Source organism: Achromobacter sp. EG18, assembly GCF_059759395.1.
This window is the reverse complement of sequence record NZ_CM186213.1, coordinates 614,960-634,181: the sequence shown is the minus strand read 5'-3', so window position 1 is coordinate 634,181 and position 19,222 is coordinate 614,960. Positions and strand designations below refer to the sequence as shown.

16 protein-coding genes are annotated in these 19,222 nt (G+C 66.7%); all 16 read right to left on the bottom strand.

The annotated features are described in order from the left end of the window. Positions 1-8 precede the first annotated feature (8 nt). The 16 genes from flhF to flhD all read right to left on the bottom strand — a co-directional run bounded on the left by flhF (position 9) and on the right by flhD (position 18,933). A complete protein-coding gene (gene flhF, locus AC6CR5_RS02990) occupies positions 9-2,822 on the bottom strand; it encodes a flagellar biosynthesis GTPase FlhF (protein ID WP_148319475.1) in 2,814 nt (937 codons plus the stop codon). Further along, positions 2,819-4,939: a flagellar biosynthesis protein FlhA gene (gene flhA / locus AC6CR5_RS02985; RefSeq protein ID WP_006387521.1), complete on the bottom strand. Its 2,121-nt coding sequence runs from the start codon at positions 4,937-4,939 to the stop codon at positions 2,819-2,821. The genes flhF and flhA overlap by 4 nt, the downstream gene beginning before the upstream one ends. Before the next feature lie 3 nt (positions 4,940-4,942). Then, positions 4,943-6,097: a flagellar biosynthesis protein FlhB gene (flhB, locus tag AC6CR5_RS02980; protein ID WP_076469356.1), complete on the bottom strand. Its 1,155-nt coding sequence runs from the start codon at positions 6,095-6,097 to the stop codon at positions 4,943-4,945. A 196-nt stretch (positions 6,098-6,293) separates the two neighbouring features. Further along, complete coding sequence (locus AC6CR5_RS02975) at positions 6,294-7,841, bottom strand: methyl-accepting chemotaxis protein (RefSeq protein ID WP_498085260.1); 1,548 nt, start codon at positions 7,839-7,841, stop codon at positions 6,294-6,296. A gap of 205 nt (positions 7,842-8,046) precedes the next feature. Next, positions 8,047-8,679, bottom strand: coding sequence for a protein phosphatase CheZ (gene cheZ / locus AC6CR5_RS02970; RefSeq protein WP_006387518.1), 633 nt, complete (start codon positions 8,677-8,679; stop codon positions 8,047-8,049). Between the two features lie 8 nt (positions 8,680-8,687). Then, a complete protein-coding gene (gene cheY, locus AC6CR5_RS02965) occupies positions 8,688-9,077 on the bottom strand; it encodes a chemotaxis response regulator CheY (protein WP_006387517.1) in 390 nt (129 codons plus the stop codon). A gap of 50 nt (positions 9,078-9,127) precedes the next feature. Then, positions 9,128-10,186 (bottom strand): protein-glutamate methylesterase/protein-glutamine glutaminase, encoded by a 1,059-nt coding sequence (locus AC6CR5_RS02960; RefSeq protein WP_006387516.1) that lies wholly within the window; start codon positions 10,184-10,186, stop codon positions 9,128-9,130. A gap of 45 nt (positions 10,187-10,231) precedes the next feature. Beyond that, entirely contained in the window at positions 10,232-11,068 is an 837-nt protein-coding gene (locus AC6CR5_RS02955) for a CheR family methyltransferase (RefSeq protein ID WP_020927331.1), read from the bottom strand. A 26-nt stretch (positions 11,069-11,094) separates the two neighbouring features. Continuing rightward, positions 11,095-12,801, bottom strand: coding sequence for a methyl-accepting chemotaxis protein (locus AC6CR5_RS02950; RefSeq protein WP_020927330.1), 1,707 nt, complete (start codon positions 12,799-12,801; stop codon positions 11,095-11,097). Between the two features lie 137 nt (positions 12,802-12,938). Next, complete coding sequence (gene cheW, locus AC6CR5_RS02945) at positions 12,939-13,439, bottom strand: chemotaxis protein CheW (protein ID WP_006387513.1); 501 nt, start codon at positions 13,437-13,439, stop codon at positions 12,939-12,941. 15 nt (positions 13,440-13,454) lie between these two features. Further along, positions 13,455-15,596, bottom strand: coding sequence for a chemotaxis protein CheA (gene cheA, locus AC6CR5_RS02940; RefSeq protein WP_241060579.1), 2,142 nt, complete (start codon positions 15,594-15,596; stop codon positions 13,455-13,457). 29 nt (positions 15,597-15,625) lie between these two features. Further along, entirely contained in the window at positions 15,626-16,006 is a 381-nt protein-coding gene (locus AC6CR5_RS02935; protein ID WP_006387511.1) for a response regulator, read from the bottom strand. A 2-nt stretch (positions 16,007-16,008) separates the two neighbouring features. After that, the gene (gene motB / locus AC6CR5_RS02930) at positions 16,009-16,998 is read right to left on the bottom strand and encodes a flagellar motor protein MotB (RefSeq protein WP_251200299.1); all 990 of its coding nucleotides are present in this window, start codon (positions 16,996-16,998) and stop codon (positions 16,009-16,011) included. Between the two features lie 11 nt (positions 16,999-17,009). After that, entirely contained in the window at positions 17,010-17,879 is an 870-nt protein-coding gene (gene motA, locus AC6CR5_RS02925; RefSeq protein WP_006387509.1) for a flagellar motor stator protein MotA, read from the bottom strand. 117 nt (positions 17,880-17,996) lie between these two features. Next, positions 17,997-18,578 carry a flagellar transcriptional regulator FlhC gene (gene flhC / locus AC6CR5_RS02920; RefSeq protein ID WP_006387508.1) on the bottom strand — a complete coding sequence of 194 codons (582 nt, stop codon included), beginning with the start codon at positions 18,576-18,578 and terminating at the stop codon, positions 17,997-17,999. Positions 18,579-18,609: 31 nt separating this feature from the next. Continuing rightward, positions 18,610-18,933: a flagellar transcriptional regulator FlhD gene (gene flhD, locus AC6CR5_RS02915; RefSeq protein ID WP_006219025.1), complete on the bottom strand. Its 324-nt coding sequence runs from the start codon at positions 18,931-18,933 to the stop codon at positions 18,610-18,612. Positions 18,934-19,222: the final 289 nt, after the last annotated feature.

Genomic DNA, 19,222 nt, shown 5'->3' with positions numbered 1-19,222 from the left:
GGAACCGTTCAAACGCCTCCGGCCATTTCCAGCATCGCGAACATCTTCAACAGCGCCACCGGCAATAGCCGGCCCGTGAGCTTGCGCTCCGGACTGACCACGCCCGACAGGGTGGCGCGCACGCCGTCCGCCGTCGGCGCGTGCGCCAGCTGCCAGCAGGCCGCGCCGAGCTGGCCTGCCATGAGCGACTGCCGCGCCAGCGTGTGGGCGCCGTCGACCGCGGGCAACGCCTGCCAGGCGTTGGCCATGTAGCGAAAGCCCGCGCGCGCTTCTTCCTGCAGCACCAGCCAGCGGGCCACCGTGGCGGCATCCGCCTGGCTGGCCGCAAGGTTGGTCAGGCCGAACAGCTGGCCCGCGACCTCGCCGCTGGCGGTATCGATCAGCCGCGCGCACACCAGGCGCAGGCGTGTTTCTTCGCCCCGGCCGGGCAGGCCGATCTCAGTGCCCGAGGCCCACAGCGCCAGCGGCGCCGGGCGGGTGCCCGGCACGGCCCGCAGGCCCGGCATGTCGCCCGGCTGCCCCACCGGCAGGTAGCCGACGCTCTTGCCGACCGCATTCAGGTTGGTCGGACATTCATCCTGGATCACGCGCATGCCGCCCGGACTGCGCGCCACCCATGAGGCCCCCTGCCCGCTCAGGCTCTGCCACAGGGCCGAGGTGCCCGCTTCCAGCATATGCACCAGCGGCAGGCGGGCCAGTTGCTCGCCCAGCCAGCGCACCCGCGCCTCCAGCGCCAATGCCGTATCCGGCTGCGCCGCCGCCGCCGGCGCGAACGAGGACAGCATGCCATGCGGCAGCACCAGTTGCTGCGCCGGCGCCGCCAAGGCCGCGCCCCGGTCGCTCATCAGCATCGTGCTGAGCAGCGTGCCACCGGGCAAACCCTCGCCCTTCATGCTGGTCTTGCCGTGCATCGCCAGCAGATGCCGGCCGCAGGCCGTGGGGAACTCGCGCCGCGCCATCGCCAGCGGCGTTTCACCCAACGCCGCCAGGCTGGAGCCGGCGCCGTCGCTGACATACTCGCGCCAGGAAGCGCGCGCCTGCACGCAGGCCGGATCGCTATCGAGCCAGCCCAGGGTGTCGTCCAGGTTCTGGGCGGCTTCGATCGAGCCCGCGCCGGCTTGCGGACGCAGGATGGCGGACGCCAGCAGTTGCCGCCGCCGCGCCGGATCGACGGCCTCGGTCTCGCGCGGCGTCGACCACAGCGACGCCATGTCGGCCTCGCTGGGCGCATACAGCGCGCGGGCGCGCTCGACCATGGCGAAGGCCCGGTCGATCAGCGCATCGGCGCGCGCCAATTCAAGGTGCTCGGGCACCTTCTGGCCGATCGACGAATAATGGATCGGCAGCCGGTGGCGGATCGCCGTGTCCAGCGCCGCGCCCAGGCGCGAGGCCTCGTCCAGCTTGGTGATGATGCAGCCGGCCACGTCCTCGCCCACGCCATTGCGGTAGGCATGCGCGACTTCGTCCAGCGTATCGCCCTGGCTGGCGGCATTGAGCACCAGCAGCCGGCGCACCGGCTTGCCGGCGTTACACAGCATCGAGGCCTGCTCCGCCACCTGGCGATCGCGCTGACTGATACCCGTGGTGTCGATCAGCACGATCTTGCGGTTGCCCAGTTCGCCCAGGATGCGGCGCAGTTCGCCCGCGTCGCGCACCGAATGCGCCGGCACGCCCATCAGGCGGCCATAGATCTGCAATTGCTCGAGGGCGCCGATCCGGAAATTGTCGGTGGTCAGCATCGCCACCTGTTCGCGGCCCTCGCGCGCCACGCAGCGCGCCGCCAGCTTGGCCAGCGTGGTGGTCTTGCCCACGCCGGTCGGTCCGACCAGCGCATACACGCCACCGCCCAGGAATTCATCTTCCGAACCCAGCACGGGCAGGTGCGTGACGAGTTCATTGCGGGCCCAGGCCAGCGCCGCCTCGGGCGTCGCGCCCGCCGGCATGCGTTCGACCAGCGTGCGCACCAGCTTGGTGCTGAAGCCGGCATCCAGCAGGCTGCGGAACAAGGCGGCGCCCGCCGGCTCGCGGCCAGGCCCCTGCCGGCCGCCCCAGAGCAGCCCGTCCATACGGCTTTCCAGCGCGCCGCGCAACGCGCTGATGGCGTCCTGCAATCCGGCCGCCGCGTCGTTGGGCAGGGCCGCGGGCGGCATCGCCGGGCCATTGCGCAACGGCGCGTCCGGCATGCGCGCCATGGGCGATGGCCCAACCGACGGCGCCGGGCGTTCCATTGGCGCAGGCGCCGCGGGCGGCGCCGGGCGCGCCGGCGGCAAGGCCGGCATCTCCATCCGCACCGGCCCGGCGGGGGCCGGAGCCGCCACGACCGGCGCCGCCGGCGGCACGGCTGCGGGCGGCGCCTGGCGGGCGACGGGCTCCTGCAGGACTTCCTGCTCCGGCACGCCTGGCGTGGCGTAGGCCGACTGATAGGCGGCAATCGAGCGCGACGGCACGGCGTAACCGGGCTGCGGCGCGGCGGGCGGCGCGATCGACGCGTTATGGGGAGGAGGCGCCATGGCGGCATGCGCGCCCAGGCCATAGGACGCGGGCATGGCCGGCGGCGGTTGCAGGCGCGGCGCGGCCGGGGCCGGCGGGACCTGCGGGGCGGGCGTGCCGGCCGCGCGCGCGTAGCCGTCGGCGTAGCCGCGCGGCGCGGGTTCCTGCGCGTGCTGCTGCGCATCATCGAAAGCGCCTTCGACGGTGGCCAGCACTTCGATGCCGCCATCGACACTACGGTTCGACACGATCAGCGCGTCGGGTCCGAGCACCTGGCGCACCTGGCGCATCACGTCCCGGCTGTTGGCTCCAAAGAAGCGGCTTATTTTCATTGCCCATTACCTCCGCCGATGAGCGCGGTCACGCGGACCATGCGTTCATCGGGAATTTCCGTATTCGACAGCACGCCCAGCTGCGGCAGATGGTGGCGCAGGAAGCGCGACAACGGCGCGCGCAGCACCGGCGACACCAGCAGCACCGGCGCGTTGCCCTGCGACTCCTGGCGTTCGACCGCCGCCTGGGTTTCGCGCAGCAGCGTATCCGCCAGGCCTGGTTCGAGGCCGCCGCTGGTCGTCAGCGCCTGCGACAGCACGCGTTCGAGCTTGACGTCCAGGCCGATCACGCGCAACTCGCCCTCGCCCGGGAACCACTGCTGGGTGATGGCGCGGCCAAGCGAGCGGCGCGTCAGCGCGATCAGCTCGTTGATGTCGGGTTGGCCGCCCGAACCCGCCGCCAGCGCCGCCAGGCGCGGCCCATGCTCGGACAGCGTATCGATGATGGTGCGCATGTCGCGGATCGGCACTTCCTCGGCCAACAGACCCTGCAGCACCTTCTGCAGCGCCGTGAGCGACAGCGTCTTGGGCACCAGGTCCTCGACCAGCTTGGGCGCGTCGCGGCCGATGCGGTCCAGCAACTGCTGCACTTCCTGGCGGCCCAGCAGGTTGGAACCGTGGCGGTGCATCAGGTGGTTCAGGTGGGTGGCGACCACGGTACCGGCATCCACCACCGTGTAGCCCACCACCTGGGCCTGGTCGCGCAGGCTGCCGTCGATCCACAGCGCCGGCAGGCCGAAGGCCGGATCGGTGGTGGGCGTGCCCTTGATCTGCATGGTCACGCCGCCCGGGTCGATCGCCAGCCACTGGCCCGGCATGGCCACGCCGTGGCCGATCTCGACGCCGGACAGCAGGATGCGGTAGTCGTTGGGCTTGAGTTCCAGGTTGTCGCGGATGTGCACCACCGGCGGCAGGAAGCCCACGTCCTGGGCAAATTTCTTGCGCAGGCTGCGGATGCGGTGCAGCAGTTCGCCGTTCTGGGCGTGGTCGACCAGCGGGATCAGGCGGTAGCCGACTTCCAGTCCAAGCTGGTCCACCATCGAAACGTCATCCCAGCTGGCTTCGGCCGCTGCCGCCTGCGCCTGCGTCACGGCCTGCTGCGGCACCTCGCTGGCCGCCACCTCGGCGGCCTTGCGCCGCTTGTGCATGGCCCAGCCGCCCCAGGCCAGCGCGCCGGCCAGGGTCAGGAAGGCGATGTGCGGCATGTTGGGGATCAGGCCCATGATGCCGATGATGCCGGCGGTCAGGAACATCACGCTGGGGTTGGAGAACAGCTGGCTGATGATCTGCTGGCCGATGTCCTGGTCGGTCGACACGCGCGACACCACCACGCCGGCGGCGGTCGAGATCACCAGCGCCGGGATCTGCGCCACCAGGCCGTCGCCGATGGTCAGCAGCGTGTAGACGCGGGCCGAATCGCTCATCGACATGTCGTGCTGGGCCACGCCCACGATCAGGCCGCCGATGATGTTGATGGCCATGATCAGCAGGCCGGCGATGGCGTCGCCGCGCACGAACTTGCTGGCGCCGTCCATCGAGCCGAAAAAGTCGGATTCCTGCGACACCTCGGCGCGGCGCTTGCGCGCCTCGTCCTCGCCGATCAGGCCGGCATTCAGGTCGGCGTCGATCGCCATCTGCTTGCCGGGCATCGCGTCCAGCGTGAAGCGCGCGCCGACTTCGGCGATCCGCCCGGCGCCCTTGGTGATGACGATGAAGTTGATGATGGTCAGGATGATGAAGACGATGATGCCGACGGCGAAGTTGCCTCCCACCAGGAAGTGGCCGAAGGCCTCGATCACCTTGCCCGCCGCGTCCGGGCCGGTGTGGCCGTGCAGCAGCACCACCCGGGTCGAGGCGACGTTCAGCGACAGGCGCAGCAGCGTGGCGAACAGCAGCACGGCCGGGAAGGCGGCGAAATCCAGCGGCTTGCGGGTGAACATGGCCACCAGCAGGATCATCACCGACAGCGCGATGTTGAAGGTGAACAGCAGGTCCAGCAGGAAGGTGGGCAGCGGCAGCACCATCATGCCCAGCACCATCACGATCAGGATGGGGCCGGCCAGAAGCCGCGCGTGCGTGGCTCCGTTGCTTTTCAACATGGTGAGCAGAGCGCTCATTCCTTAAGCTCCTTGTGCTGCGGTTTTGGCCTGCGGGTCCAGCGCGGCCGGCACGGCCAGGGACGTCGGCGCCGTCGGTTCGGCCCCCCATCCCGAGCGCCACGAGCGCAACTGGAATACCCACGCCAGCACTTCCGCGACCGCGGTGTATAGCTCGGCCGGGATTTCCTGCCCCAGCTCGACGTGTTGATACAGGGCGCGCGCCAGCGGCGGCGCCTCCAATGTGGGAATGCGATGTTCGGCGGCCAGTTCGCGGATCTTGGCGGCGATCAGCCCGGTGCCCTTGGCCAGCACCCGCGGCGCGCCGTTCTTGTCTTCCTCGTACTTCAGCGCCACGGCGTAGTGGGTCGGGTTGGTCACCACCACGTCGGCCTTGGGCACTTCGGACATCATGCGGCGGCGCGCGGCCTGGCGCTGCTGCTGGCGGATGCGGGCCTTGGTATGCGGGTCGCCTTCGCTTTCCTTGTGTTCCTGGCGCACGTCTTCCTTGGACATGCGCAGCTTCTTGAGGTGGCTCCAGATCTGCCATGGCACGTCCAGCAGCACGATCACCAGCAACGAGGCGACGATGAAGGCGCAGCACATCGCCACCAGGCTCAGCGCCTTGGTCAGCGCGGCCGATGGCGCCACGTGCATCAGGCCCAGCATGTCGTCGTGGTAGCGCCACAGGATCCACACCGCCACGCCACCCACCAGCATCGCCTTGGCCAGCGCCTTGATGAGCTCGACCACGGTCTGGGCCGAGAACATCCGCTTGAGTCCGGCGAACAGGCTCAGCTTGGAGAAATTCGGCGACAGCGGCTTGCCCGAGATGACGATCCCGCCCAGCAGCACGCTGGACAGCACCGCGATCACTGCCAGCAGGCCGAAGATCGGCAGGATCACCATCAGCGCATGGCCGAAGCCGTTGACGGCCTGTTCGACCATCACGCCCGGGTCGGCCACCACGCGCTGGTCGAACGCCAGCCCGTTGCGCAGCACCCCGCTCAGTCCCTTATAAATCGTGCCGCCGCCGGCCCAGATCGCCCCGACACCGACGGCCAGCATCATGAACGTGCCCAATTCCCGGGAACGCGCAATCTGCCCCTCCTCGCGCGCCTTTTCCAGGCGCCTGGGAGAGGCGGCTTCGGTTTTCTCGAGGTCGCTTTCTTCGGCCATGCTCTGCGGTATCGTTGCGGCTCGCGGATTTTCGGATTACGAGCTGCCCGCCGAGATTCTAGGAGGCCTGGCCCTTTGGCGATAAGCCAAGAAACGGGGGGAAAGCGGCGCTATTCCCGGATGCGCCAGGCCTGGCCCCGGCCCGGGCGCCGGCGGACTCGTCCGCCCCACCCCGCCCGTCCCGCAACGGCGCCGCTCAGCCGGTCGCCGCCACCGCGCCGCGGGGCGCCGCGCCGGCCTCCAGCGCGGCCTGGAAACGCACGTAATCCAGCCCGATGCGCACCGCGCCCCAATGCTCCCCGTCCAGATACAAAGGCATGGAAATATCGTTGACGATCTCCCCCGTGTCACGGGAGTAGGTCTGAAACAGCAGGGTGTCCGTGTTCGCGGCCAGGCGCGCCCCGACCGGATCGTCGAAGATCCGCTTGTGCCGCACCCGCGCGATATCCTGCGCCGGATCGCCGCTGGGAGGGTGCGAATAGCGGCTGTTGTGGGCCGGCGCATAGCCCCGCGCATCCACCAGCAGCGCGTAGCTGCCGCCAGGCACCGCCTCCAGCACGCTGTCCAGCAACTGTGTCAGCGCCTCGTCGATGCCGCGGTCATAGGCCGTGTGGTAGCGCGGCGGCTCGCTGCCCGCGATCCGCTGGTAGTGGCGATCGAACACATCCAGGCCGCGCGCCCGCGCCTGTTCCAGCAGCCGGGTCGCGGCCGCTCGGAAGGCGTCCAGCGCCTCGGACAGGCGGTCGAACGCGGTATTGCCGGTCCGCATGTCCGACAGCACCTCCTGCACGCTTTCGGTCTGGCGCCGGATCCGATCGATCTCACCGGACATGCTCGCCACCCGCTCGCGCACGTCGGCGCTCAGCGCCGCGATACGGCTCACGTCCTGGCTCATTCCGTGGTTGGTGGCATCGACCTCGCCGATGGCCTGCACCACCTCGCCCACCTGGCGATTCATGCTGTCGAAATCCCGCACGAAATGCTGGAAATCCTGGCGCGTCTTGTCCAGCACCGCGCCCGAGGCGTCCACATCCTCGCGCAGCGTGCCGGTCTGGCGCTGGGTCGAATCCACCAGCCCCAGCATTTCACCGGTGTGGCGGCCGATATCGCTGGTGGCCGCATTGACCCGTTCGGCCAGGCGGCCGACCTCGCTGGCCACCACGGCGAAGCCGCGGCCGGCGTCGCCGGCGCGGGCCGCCTCGACCCCCGCGTTCAGGGCCAGCAACTGCGTCTGCAACGCGATGTCCTTGATCAGCTTGCTGATATCTCCCACCGACCGGGCCCGATCGGTCAGCTGGCCCACCACATCGGTGAAGGCGGCCATCTCCCGGGTCATACGGTCGACCCGCTCCTTGACCTCGGACAGCTCCGCCAGCGCCTGCTCGGCGGCGCGCAGATTCTGGCCGGACACGTCGGCGATCTCGCGCGCGTGGGTGGACGTGGATGCCGACAGCGCCGCGATCTGCGCGCCGCTGGCCGCCAGCGCCTCGGCCGCCCGCGCCTGTTCCTGCGCCAGTTGCGCGCAGCGGCCGGCCTGGAACTGGGTCCGGGCGGTATTCAAGGCGATCTCGATGCTGGATTGCCGCACCGTGGCGATCCGGCCGCGGATGCCGGCCAGGAAGCGATACAACGGCCATGCGGCCGGACTGAACGACAGCGGGCGTTCCGAGAGCGTGGCGCGGCCGTGGTTGAGCCGGCGCAACAACCCCCAGATGCCTCCGAATCGGAATGTGGATCTGGCCAAGATGGCACCTCCTTGTGCGGCCCGGATCGTCTTCTATGGACATCCGTTGCCTGGGCGCGCGCGCCCGTCTCCTACTGCTGGGCCCCGATTCTTATTGTTTTGCAGTCTACCCAAGGGCGCCGCTTCGCACCCTTAGGGAATACGTCCATGCCCGGCCTCGCGGCGGTGGCCGGCGGGCCCTGGCGGCCCGCCCTCGCCCGCCGGATCAGAAGCCCAGGCTGGCCAGCAGGTCGTCGACCTGGTCCTGGCTGGTGACCACGTCGGTCTTGCCCTGCGGGCTGACCTGCGGGCCGTTGAGCAGGCTGTTGGCCTCGTCGCGGCGTTCCTGCGGCACGTTGTCCAGCAGCACCTGCAACAGCTCGCGCTCGATCGCGCCGACCACGTCCATCATGCGCATGATGACCTGGCCGGTCAGGTCCTGGAAGTCCTGGGCCATGATGATTTCCATCAGCTTGGACTGGGTCTGCTGCGTCTGCTTGGGCACGTCCTGCAGGAACGCGCGCGTGTCCTTGACCAGTTCACGGGCCTCGGGCAGTTCCAGCGGCTGGTCGTACCATTGCTGCCAGCGGCCATCGAGCGCCTGCGCCGAGCGCGACATGCCGTCCTGGATCGGGCCCGCGGCCTCGGTCGCGTTCAAGACCCGGTTGGCGGCCTGCTCGGTCATCTGCGCCACGTAGCGCAGGCGGTCGCGGGCATCGGGAATCGCGTTGGCGGCGTCCTTGATCGCCTGGTCCAGGCCCAGTTCGCGCATGCTGTCGCGCAGCATGCGCGTCAGCGAGGCGATACGGTGAATCAGGTCGGGCGATTCGGTCGAGTCATCATTCTGCGTCGTGCTCATTGCACACCTCAGCCGCCAATTTTCTCGAAGATCTTGACCAGCTTCTCTTCCAGCGTCGCCGCGGTGAAAGGCTTGACCACGTAACCGTTGGCGCCGGCCTGGGCCGCCGCGACGATGTTTTCCTTCTTGGCCTCGGCCGTCACCATCAGCACCGGCAGCGAGGCCAGGCTGGCGTCGGCGCGGATCTGCTTGAGCATTTCCAGGCCGTCCAGGTTGGGCATGTTCCAGTCGGACACCACGAACTGGAAGCCGCCGTTGCGCAGCTTCTCCAGGCCGATCGCGCCGTCCTCGGCCTCGTCCACGTTCTCGAAACCGAGTTCCTTGAGCAGGTTGCGGATGATCCGCCGCATGGTGGGGAAGTCATCCACCACCAGAATCTTTATGCCCTTGTCTACCATCTTTTACTCCAGAAGAAATTTGCTTGAGATCGATCGGGACCGCATCCGCGTCACACGCGGTGCCCCCGGTCGCCCAGGCGAGTCAGAATGCGCTCACTCATCGCCGACAGCGGCACTACTTCGTCAGCCGCACCGATTGCGATGGCCTCCCGGGGCATGCCGAAGACCACGCAACTGGCTTCATCCTGCGCGATGGTATGGGCGCCGGCGCGGTGCATGGCCAGCATGCCGGCCGCCCCGTCCTTGCCCATCCCGGTCAGGATGACACCGATGGCGTTCTTGCCCGCCGCCACGGCGGCGGAATTGAACAACACGTCCACCGACGGGCGGTGGCGATTGACCGGTTCGCTGGCCTCCAGCTCGATCACGTAGTTGGCGCCGCTGCGCCCTAGGCGCATGTGCGTGTCGCCGCCCGGCGCCAGGTAAACGTGGCCCGGCAGCACGCGTTCGCCATGCACTGCCTCGCGGACGGTGACGGCACAGAGCGCGTCCAGCCGCTGCGCGAACGAACGGGTGAAGCCCGCCGGCATGTGCTGCGTGATGAGAATCGCCGGGCTGTCCGGCGGCAGCGGTTGCAACACCTCGCGGATGGCCTCGGTGCCGCCCGTGGAAGCGCCCACGATCACCAGCTTTTCCGAGCTGGACAGCGGGCGGCGCAACATCGGCGCGGGCGCCGCGGCCGGCGCGTGCGGGCTGGGCGCGCGCAGCTTGGCGCGCGAGGCCGCGCGGATCTTGTCGGCGATGATCTCGGTGTATTCGAGCAGGCCGTCGCGGATGCCCAGCTTGGGCTTGGTCACGAAGTCGATGGCGCCCAGTTCCAGCGCGCGCAGCGTGATTTCGCCGCCGCGCTCGGTCAGCGACGACACCATCACCACCGGCATCGGCCGCAGGCGCATCAGCTTCTCGAGGAAATCCAGCCCGTCCATGCGGGGCATTTCCACGTCCAGCGTCAGCACGTCGGGATTGTGCTTCTTGATCAGCTCGCGCGCCACCAGGGGGTCGGGCGCGGTCGCAACCACTTCCATATCGGGCTGGCTGTTGATGATCTCGGTCATCAGTCCGCGCACGAGCGCGGAATCATCCACACATAAGACTCTGATTTTCTGCATTTTTTACCGCCTAAGTCTGGCCGCAAGCTCGCCGCAAGGGCGCGCCTAGGCCTTACCTGCGCATTCGTAGACTGTCTGCCCGCGCAGACGGAAATCCCGACTGATATAGGTGAAGTTCTCGGAATGGCCCGCAAACAGCAGCCCGCCCGGCTTGAGCAACGGCACGAACCGCTCAAGGATCTTCGCCTGGGTCGGCTTGTCGAAATAAATCATGACGTTGCGGCAGAAGATCACGTCGAACTTCTCGCTGATCGGCCAGGACGGCGCCAGCAGGTTCAACGTTTCATACCGCACCATGTCGGCAATCTCGGGGCGCACCCTGACCTGCCCGGCATTGGCGCCGCGGCCCTTCAGGAAGAAGCGCTTGAGCCGGCTTTCCTCCATCTTGGCCACGCGTTCGGCCGGATAGACGGCGGTGCGCGCCCGGTTCAGCACATTGGTGTCGATGTCGGTCGCCAGCACCGAGCAGGCACTGGCCCGCGGTCCCAGCGCTTCGGCCAGCGTGATGGCGATGGAGTACGGCTCTTCGCCCGTCGAAGCGGCGCAGCACCACACCGACACCGGACCGCCGCGCTTCTGCGCGAAATCGGCCAGGATCGGAAAGTGATGCGACTCGCGGAAAAACGCTGTCAGGTTGGTCGTCAGGGCGTTGACGAAATCTTCCCATTCAGCCGCGTCGGGCTCGTTTTCGAGCTGGTCCAGGTAGCTGCCGAAGTCCTGCCGCCCCAGCGCGCGCAGGCGCCGCGCCAGGCGGCTGTAGACCATTTCCCGCTTGTGCGCGCCCAGCGAAATGCCGGCGCGCGCGTGGATCATCTTGCGGACACGGGTGAAGTCCGCATCCCGGAAATCGAATTGGCGGTCCACCGGAATGGACGGCGCCATGTTTGCCGCTGTTGCCACCGCCGCCCTCAGTGTCCAAGGGCAAGCGCGTCAGGCGCTTGCAGCCGCGAGTCATCGGCGGCGGAGGATCGGCCCGAGGACAGGCGCTGGGCCGGCACCTCGATGACTTCACCGGCGTTGATCTTGAACACCGCCACGGCTTCGGCCAGGCGCTGCGCCTGTTCCTGCAGCGAACCGGCCGCGGCCGCCGCCTCTTCCACCAGCGCCGCGTTCTGCTGCGTCACTTCGTCCATCTGCGACACCGCGCGGTTCACCTGGTCGATGCCGCTCGATTGCTCCTCGGACGCCGCCGAGATCTCGCCCATGATGTCCGTCACCCGCTTGACCGAGGCCACGATCTCCTGCATCGTCGCGCCCGCGCGCTCGACCTGCTGCGAACCGGCGCCCACCTTGCTCACCGAGTCCTCGATCAGGCCCTTGATCTCCTTGGCCGCCTGCGCGCTGCGCTGCGCCAGCGAGCGCACTTCGCCCGCCACCACCGCGAAACCCTTGCCCTGCTCGCCGGCGCGGGCCGCTTCCACCGCCGCGTTCAGCGCCAGAATGTTGGTCTGGAACGCGATGCCGTCGATCACCGACACGATTTCCGAGATCTTGCGCGAGCTGGCCGAAATACCCTGCATCGTGTTGACCACCTCGGCCACCGCCGAACCGCCGCGCTCGGCAACGTCCGACGCGCTGGCCGCCAGCTGGTTCGCCTGGCGCGCGTTGTCGGCGTTCTGCTTGACCGTCGAGGCCAGCTCTTCCATCGAAGCCGCGGTTTCCTCCAGCGAGGCCGCCTGCTGCTCGGTGCGGCTGGACAGGTCGGTGTTGCCGGCCGCGATCTCGTGCGAACCGGTATTGATTTCGTCAACGCCGCGGCGCACCGAAGAAACCGTGCGCGTCAGGCTTTCCTGCATGCGCTTGAGGGCCGCGAACAACTGGCCGATCTCGTTGGTGTTGCGAACCTCGACACGGGCGGTCAGGTCGCCGCCGGCAATGCGGTCGAAATGATGGCCGGCGTCCTTGAGCGGCTGCAACACGCGGCGGCGCAGGAACACGTAGGTGGCGAAAACCAGCAACGCGGCGATCACGCCGCCCGCCCCGACCGCCATCAACACGAACTGGTAGCGCACCTGGGCCACTTCGAAAGCGTCCAGCATCTTGCTGGCGCGCCAGAAATCGAAACCTTCGACGGCGCGGGCGAAACGCCCTTCAAGCGCGTCCTGCACCTTCTGCACCTGCGTCTGGTAGGCCGGCATGTCGGCCTTTTCCAGCGCCGCCGTCAGCGGCAACAGGCCTTGCTGGACCAGCGCGCCGTAGGACTCCTCGACCTCCTTGAGCGAGTCGGCCGCCTCGGCCGGCTTGGGCAAGGTCTTGAAATAATCGAACTCGGCCTGGCCCTTGTTCTGCGACGCCTTGGCGCGCTCGAGCAGCCCGGCGGCCTCGCTCGACAGGCCCTGGGTCAGCACCGTCGGCTGGCCGACGCTGCGCACGATATCGGCGTAGTTCGCCGACGCCGCGCGCCCCAGCCCGTTCAGGCTGTCCTTGTAGCTGGACACGACGCGGCCGAGCGCGTCGTTCAGTTCTTGCGATTGCTTGATTTCCGCCAGTGTCGTGTTGCTGATACGCAACGACAGCACGCCCAGCGCCGCTCCAATCACCAACATGAATGAGAAGAACGCCAGCACCCACAACAGGCTGCTGCGTATCGTCATGTTCGCGAAAAACTTGCGCATCACAAGCACCACTCCAGACAGAAATCGTTAACAAAAGCGCCATATCGAATCCAATATGGCGCGCCCATCTTCCTGGGGTGCGCAACCGCCATGGCCTCTCGCCTGGCCGGCCGCGCGCCCGGACCCCGCAGCTCCGATCAGGAGGCGACCTTCTCCACCAGGGCCATTTCATCGCTGGTCATCATCTTTTCGATGTCGACCAGGATCAGCATGCGTTCGTCGACCGTGCCCAGCCCGGTCAGGTATTCGGTGGACAGGGTGGCGCCGAACTCCGGCGCCGGACGAATCTGGCCGGCGTTGAGCATCAGCACGTCAGAGACGCCGTCGACCACGATGCCGACCACGCGGCGATCGAGGTTGAGGATGATGACGACGGTCTGCTCGTTGTATTCGACGCTGCCCAGGTTGAACTTGATGCGCAGGTCCACGATCGGCACGATGATGCCGCGCAGGTTGGTCACGCCCTTGATGAACGGCGGAACATTGGCGATACGGGTCACCGTGTCGGCGTCATAGCCGCGGATTTCCTGCACCTTCAGGATGTCGATGCCGTACTCTTCATCGCCCAGCGTGAACACCAGGAACTCGTTGCCGACATCTTCATTGCGCGCGGCTTGCGCTTGCGGTTTGGCTGCCATGGGGCTATTTCTCCATCAATTCAGAATGGCTTCGGGCTGCGACCAACGCTCACGGTTGGCGCGCGCAAGCGCAAATACGTCGACGATCAGCGCCACGCTGCCATCGCCCAGGATGGTGGCGGCGGAGATGCCGGGGACCTTGCGGTAATTCGACTCGAGATTCTTGACCACCACCTGGTGCTGACCAATCAGGTGATCCACCAATAGTGCAAAGCGGCGGTCCTCGGCCTGCATGATGACGGCAATGGCCTGCGTGGGATCGGTCTGCGCATCGCTGACCGAGAACACGCGATGCATTTCCACCAGCGGCAGGTATTCGCCGCGCACGTGCATGACGCGCTCGTTGCCGGCCACCGAGTAGATCTGGTCATTGGTCGGCTGCAGCGATTCGGTCACGTGGTTCAGGGGCAGGATGAAGGTTTCCTCGCCCACCCGCACCGACATGCCGTCCAGGATCGCCAGCGTCAGCGGCAGCACGATGCGCGTGGTGGTGCCGTTGCCCGGCTCGCACGAGAGCTGCACGTGGCCGCCCATGTCCTGGATGTTCCGGCGCACCACGTCCATGCCGACACCGCGGCCGGAAATGTCGGTGACCTTTTCAGCCGTGGAGAAGCCCGGCGCGAAGATCAGCTGCCAGATTTCGTCGTCGGGGGAATTCTCGTTGACCGGCAGGCCCTGGGCCATGGCCTTCTTGAGGATCTTCTCGCGGTTCAGGCCGGCGCCATCGTCGCTGACCTCGATCACGATGTTGCCGCCGTTGTGCTGGGCCGACAGCACCAGTTGGCCGACCGGGTCCTTGCCGGCGGCGACACGCTTCTCGGGCGTCTCGATACCGTGGTCCAGGCTGTTGCGCACCAGGTGCGTCAACGGGTCGATGATGCGTTCGATCAGGCTCTTGTCCAGTTCGGTGGCGCGGCCGTAGGTCTGCAGTTCGATCTGCTTGCCCATCTTGCCGGCGATGTCGCGCACCAGGCGGGGGAAGCGGCTGAACACGTAGTCCATGGGCATCATGCGGATGGACATGACGGCTTCCTGCAGGTCGCGCGCGTTGCGCTCGAGCTGCTCCATGCCGTTGAGCAGGCGGTCGTGCAGCACCGGATCCAGCGTCGACGCGGTCTGCGCCAGCATGGCCTGGGTGATGACCAGCTCGCCCACCAGGTTGATGACCTGGTCGACCTTTTCCACGCCCACGCGGATCGAGGTGGACTCCTTGTCGGCGTGGGCCGGTGCGGCGGCGGCGCGGCTGGTGCGCGCGGCCTGCGAGATGGCCTCGGCGGCGGCGGCGGACTCGGCCACGGCGGGCGCGGCCGCGACCGGCGCGGCCTCGGGTGCCGCGGCGACCGGCGCAGCGGCCACGGCGGGCGCCGCCGCGGCAGGTTCGTCCGCGGCGGCCGGAGGCGCTTCGCGCGCAATGCTGAGCTGGTCGGCGTCGACGATGAAGCAGCAGACGGCCTCGATGTCATCCGGGGTGCAGGTGCTGTCGACCCAGACGGTCAGCACGCCGTTGGCGCGCTCGCTGGCCTTGACCTGCCCCAGGTTGCCCATTTCCTCGAGCAGCGAGGCTGCGTCCTTGTCGGACACCTTGGTGATGCGCACGCGCAGCGGCAGGCCGGCGGTGTCGGCGGACTCGGCCACCGGAGCCGCCTCGGCCACGGGCGCGGCCGCCGCCACCGGCTCGGGTTCGGGCGCGACCTGCGCCACCGGAGCAGGTGCGGGGGTGGGGGCCTGCGCCGGCGCGGCCGCCGCGGCGGGGTCCTTGTGCTCCAGGGCGAGCTGTCTCAACACCGCGCAGATACGCTCAAACACGGCTTCATCGGGCTCTTCGGAGGCCCGGTAGGCATCCAGTTGGCTTTTGAGCACGTCTTTCGTTTCCAAGAAAATATCAATCATGTCCGTGCGCAGCGCCATTTCGCCGCGACGGATCGCATCCAGCAGGTTTTCAAGCAGGTGGGTGGTGCCCGCCAGCTGGTTGAAACAGCCGAACGTCGCCGCGCCGCCCTTGATGGAGTGCGCCGCGCGGAAGATGGCATTGAGCTGTTCGATGTCGGGCGCGCCCACGTCGAGCTCGAGCAGAAGCTGCTCCATTTGCGCGAGCAGCTCGTCCGCCTCGTCGAAAAAGGTCTCGTAAAACTGACTGAGGTCCAATCCAGAACTCATGACCCGTACGCCTTCATAAATGAACTCGCCTATGCGCCGGACTGCTCGTCGAGCAGTTCAGACGCCAATTCCACCAGCACATCGGGATCGACCGGCTTCGAGAGCCAGCCGCATACGCCCAGATCCCGCGCGGCCATCTTGCTGTCCACGTCGTCCTCGGTGGTCAACACCAGCACCGGCACATCCAGGTACTGTTCCTGTTCGCGCAGGCCCTGGATCAGCTGCAGTCCGCCCATCACGGGCATGTTCCAGTCGCTCACCACCAGGTCGACGGGATGGCTTTTCGCCACTTCCAGCGCCTCCTGGCCGTTGCCGGCCGTCAACACCTTCCATCCCGCGCCCGTCAGCGTGGCCTGGACGATCATTCGCATCGTCGCCGAATCGTCCGCCACCAAAATCGTTGCCGCCATTGCTATCGAGCCCCTTCGGCCACCGGCGTCGCCGCCGGTTCGCCTTGCTTGGTTGCCGTCGTGGCCTGGGCGGCGGCATTCACCGCCTCCACGGCCGTCCCAACCTCGCGGGCATCCTTGGCGCTGACGTCCGCGGCCGCGGCGTTCTCGTTTTCGATGCGCCGCTGGGTGCTCTGATTGAGCACCACCAGGCTGATACGTCTATTAACGGCCGCATACGGATCATCTTTAACCAGGCTCATGCTCGATGACAGGCCCTGGATGCGCATGACCTTGCTTTCGTTCATGCCGCCGGCCACCAGTTCCTGGCGCGAGGCATTGGCACGATCGGCCGAGAGTTCCCAGTTGCTGTAGGCGCGTTCGCCGCGCGCATACTGCGACGCGTCGGTGTGGCCCGAGATGCTGACCTTGTTGGGCAGCTCGTTCAGAACCGGCCCCAATTCCCGCAGGATGTCGCGCATGTACGGCTGCACTTCGGCGCGGCCGGTGGCGAACATGGGGCGGTTCTGGTTGTCGATGATCTGGATCCGCAGGCCTTCGGTGGTCATGTCGATCAGCAATTGGGGCCGGAAGCTTTTCAGCACCGGGCTGTTCTCGATGACGTTTTCCAGCCGCTTCTTGAGGTTTTCCAGCCGATGCTGGTCGCGCCGCTCGGCATCGCCCTTGGGCTGGGCCTCGACCCGGTTGCCCTGGGCGCGGCGCTCGTCGCCGTCGTTGCGCAGGGGGTCGCGTCCGCCGCCGGGAACCGCGCTGGTCTCGGCCGAGCTGCTGGGGCCGCCGGTCAGCGCCACGCGCAGGGGCATGCGGAAGTACTCGGCAATGCCCTTCAGTTCCTCGCGCGGCACGATGCTGATCAGCCACATCACCAGGAAGAACGCCATCATCGCCGTGATGAAGTCGGCGTAGGCGATCTTCCAGCTGCCGCCGTGGTGCCCGCCGCCGTGGACCTTCTTGCGGCGGATCACCACACGGTGGTTGTTTACCGTGCTCATGGCCCGCTCCGTCAGGCCTTGGCGGTGGACTTGGTCTGCCGGACGTGTTCTTCCAGCTCACCGAAAGTCGGACGCACCGACGAGTACAGCACCTTGCGGCCGAATTCCACCGCCAGCTGGGGCGGATAGCCGTTCATGCTGGCCAGCAGCGTGGTCTTGATACATTCCAGCACCTTCATGGCCTCGTCGGTGCGGCGCTCGATGCGCGAGGCCAGCGGGCCGACGAAGCCGTAGGCCAGCAGGATGCCCAGGAAGGTGCCGACCATGGCCTTGGAGATCAGGTCGCCGAGAATCGCGGGCGGCTGGTCCACGGCGGCCAGCGCCTTGATCACGCCCAGCACCGCGGCCACGATACCGAACGCGGGCAGGCCGTCGGCCATCTGCCGGATCATGCTGGCAGGCACTTCACGTTCGTGGCGGTAGGTTTCGATCTCCTCGTCCATGAGCGTTTCGATCTCGAACGAGCTCATGTTGCCGCTGATCATGATGCGCAGGTAGTCCGTGATGAACTCCATGAGCTTCTCGTCCTTGGCGATGCGCGGATACTCGCTGAAGATCGGACTGGAGGCCGGATCCTCGATGTGCGATTCGATCGCCATCAGGCCTTCGCGGCGCGCCTTGTTCAGCAACACGTACAGGAGCGCCATGAGCTCCATGTAGACGTCCTTGCCGTAGCGCGAGCTTTTCAGCGTGTCGGGCAGTGCCTTCTTGACGAGCATCAGCGATTTCTTGCTGTTGCCGGCCAGGAAGGCGCCGAAGGCCGCGCCGAAGATCAGCGTCAACTCGAACGGCTGGTAGAGCGCGCCCATGTGGCCGCCCAGCGCTACGAAGCTGCCGATGACCGACACGATCACCACTAGAAAACCGATAACAATCAACACATCAGGCCCCTGCCAACGAAGTCTAAAACCGGCGTCAATGATCCCCTGTTCCCCCCGTCCCAAAAAGGCGGGTTACGGGGAGTTTTCCAGGGCTTTTGATGTATTTGGACGCGCCGCTCAGGAACGGGCGGCGTCTACGGCTGGCACGGATCGGCTGCCCGCGCGCGCCTTGGCGGCGGCGCGGGTCTTGCCGGCCCGGGGTGGCGGACGGCAGATCGCGCACACGAAATCCGACTGGGGATCATGCGCATGCGCGATGAAATGCCCGCCGCACTGGCGGCAGGCGGAAAGTTGCAGCATGCCGCTGTCGAAAAATCGCACCAGCATCCAGGCGCGGGTGAAACTGAGCACCGGCTCGGCCGATTCGGCGTTGTCGACGCCGGCGTTCTCGAGATACAAGCGGTAGGCGTCGATGATGGCGCGGATACCCTTGCTGCTGGTACGCGCGTTCAGGAACGAATACACGTTGTAGAACAACGACGAATGAATGTTCGGCAACCAGGTCATGAACCAGTCGACCGAAAAAGGCAGCATGCCCTTCGGTGGCGAGCAGCCGCGGATTTCGCGGTAGAGACGGGCCAGGCGGTCATGGCTGAGGCTGGTTTCCGCCTCCAGCACCTGCAGCCGCGCACCCAGGGTGATCATGGAGCTGGCTAGCAGGATGTCATCCGCTTCCTGCGAAACGCTCTTGGTGGCCATTGCACGTATCCGAGTGGGAGTCGACCGGCCGTCAGGCCAGTTCTTCAACAGGTTGCTTGGCCAGCAGGATCGTCGCGTGCGCTTGCTGCAGCGCACCACCCAGCACGTCGTGCGTCAGGGCAGACAGCAGGCTGTAGTCGTCGAAACGGAAGCGGCACAGGAGCGAACTGGAGCTGGCCAGCTTCACCAGCTGGGCCGGAGAAAGACGCATCAGGATATCGGCAACCTCGTTGCTGAAACCCAGGCGGAACATCGATGCAGCATAGTCATCGCGCAGCATGCGCTGCGCGAGAAGTAGATAGGACAGATTCACTTCACGGATATCTGCCAGCAAAGAATTTTCGACTTGTTGCACGCCCGACTCCCTATTCCCTATCCCACCGAAGGGGCTTGATAACCAAAAGCATTTGGCAACATCTGTTGCACCCTGCCCGCTGCATCCTGTTTTAATGCGAAATGTATCATTTGTTCGCAATTTAAGTAAAATTTACCACAGGTCATGTCATTTTCTATGACTTATATGACAAATCTTTGTTGATATTGCGCAACTTGAGACTTTAGATACACCTTGACATAGAAAGTCCTCACAAATGTACGTCAATTTGGCAAATAAGCATTCAAAACGTTGCGTGCTTTAAGGAATG

What these genes read in the sequence shown, in the direction of transcription:
- flhF (WP_148319475.1), bottom strand. Translation starts at nt 2,822, where the DNA reads ATGAAAATAAGCCGCTTCTTTGGAGCCAACAGCCGGGACGTGATGCGC.
- flhA (WP_006387521.1), bottom strand. Translation starts at nt 4,939, where the DNA reads ATGAGCGCTCTGCTCACCATGTTGAAAAGCAACGGAGCCACGCACGCG.
- flhB (WP_076469356.1), bottom strand. Translation starts at nt 6,097, where the DNA reads ATGGCCGAAGAAAGCGACCTCGAGAAAACCGAAGCCGCCTCTCCCAGG.
- cheZ (WP_006387518.1), bottom strand. Translation starts at nt 8,679, where the DNA reads ATGAGCACGACGCAGAATGATGACTCGACCGAATCGCCCGACCTGATT.
- cheY (WP_006387517.1), bottom strand. Translation starts at nt 9,077, where the DNA reads ATGGTAGACAAGGGCATAAAGATTCTGGTGGTGGATGACTTCCCCACC.
- AC6CR5_RS02960 (WP_006387516.1), bottom strand. Translation starts at nt 10,186, where the DNA reads ATGCAGAAAATCAGAGTCTTATGTGTGGATGATTCCGCGCTCGTGCGC.
- AC6CR5_RS02955 (WP_020927331.1), bottom strand. Translation starts at nt 11,068, where the DNA reads ATGGCGCCGTCCATTCCGGTGGACCGCCAATTCGATTTCCGGGATGCG.
- AC6CR5_RS02950 (WP_020927330.1), bottom strand. Translation starts at nt 12,801, where the DNA reads ATGCGCAAGTTTTTCGCGAACATGACGATACGCAGCAGCCTGTTGTGG.
- cheW (WP_006387513.1), bottom strand. Translation starts at nt 13,439, where the DNA reads ATGGCAGCCAAACCGCAAGCGCAAGCCGCGCGCAATGAAGATGTCGGC.
- cheA (WP_241060579.1), bottom strand. Translation starts at nt 15,596, where the DNA reads ATGAGTTCTGGATTGGACCTCAGTCAGTTTTACGAGACCTTTTTCGAC.
- AC6CR5_RS02935 (WP_006387511.1), bottom strand. Translation starts at nt 16,006, where the DNA reads ATGGCGGCAACGATTTTGGTGGCGGACGATTCGGCGACGATGCGAATG.
- motB (WP_251200299.1), bottom strand. Translation starts at nt 16,998, where the DNA reads ATGAGCACGGTAAACAACCACCGTGTGGTGATCCGCCGCAAGAAGGTC.
- flhC (WP_006387508.1), bottom strand. Translation starts at nt 18,578, where the DNA reads ATGGCCACCAAGAGCGTTTCGCAGGAAGCGGATGACATCCTGCTAGCC.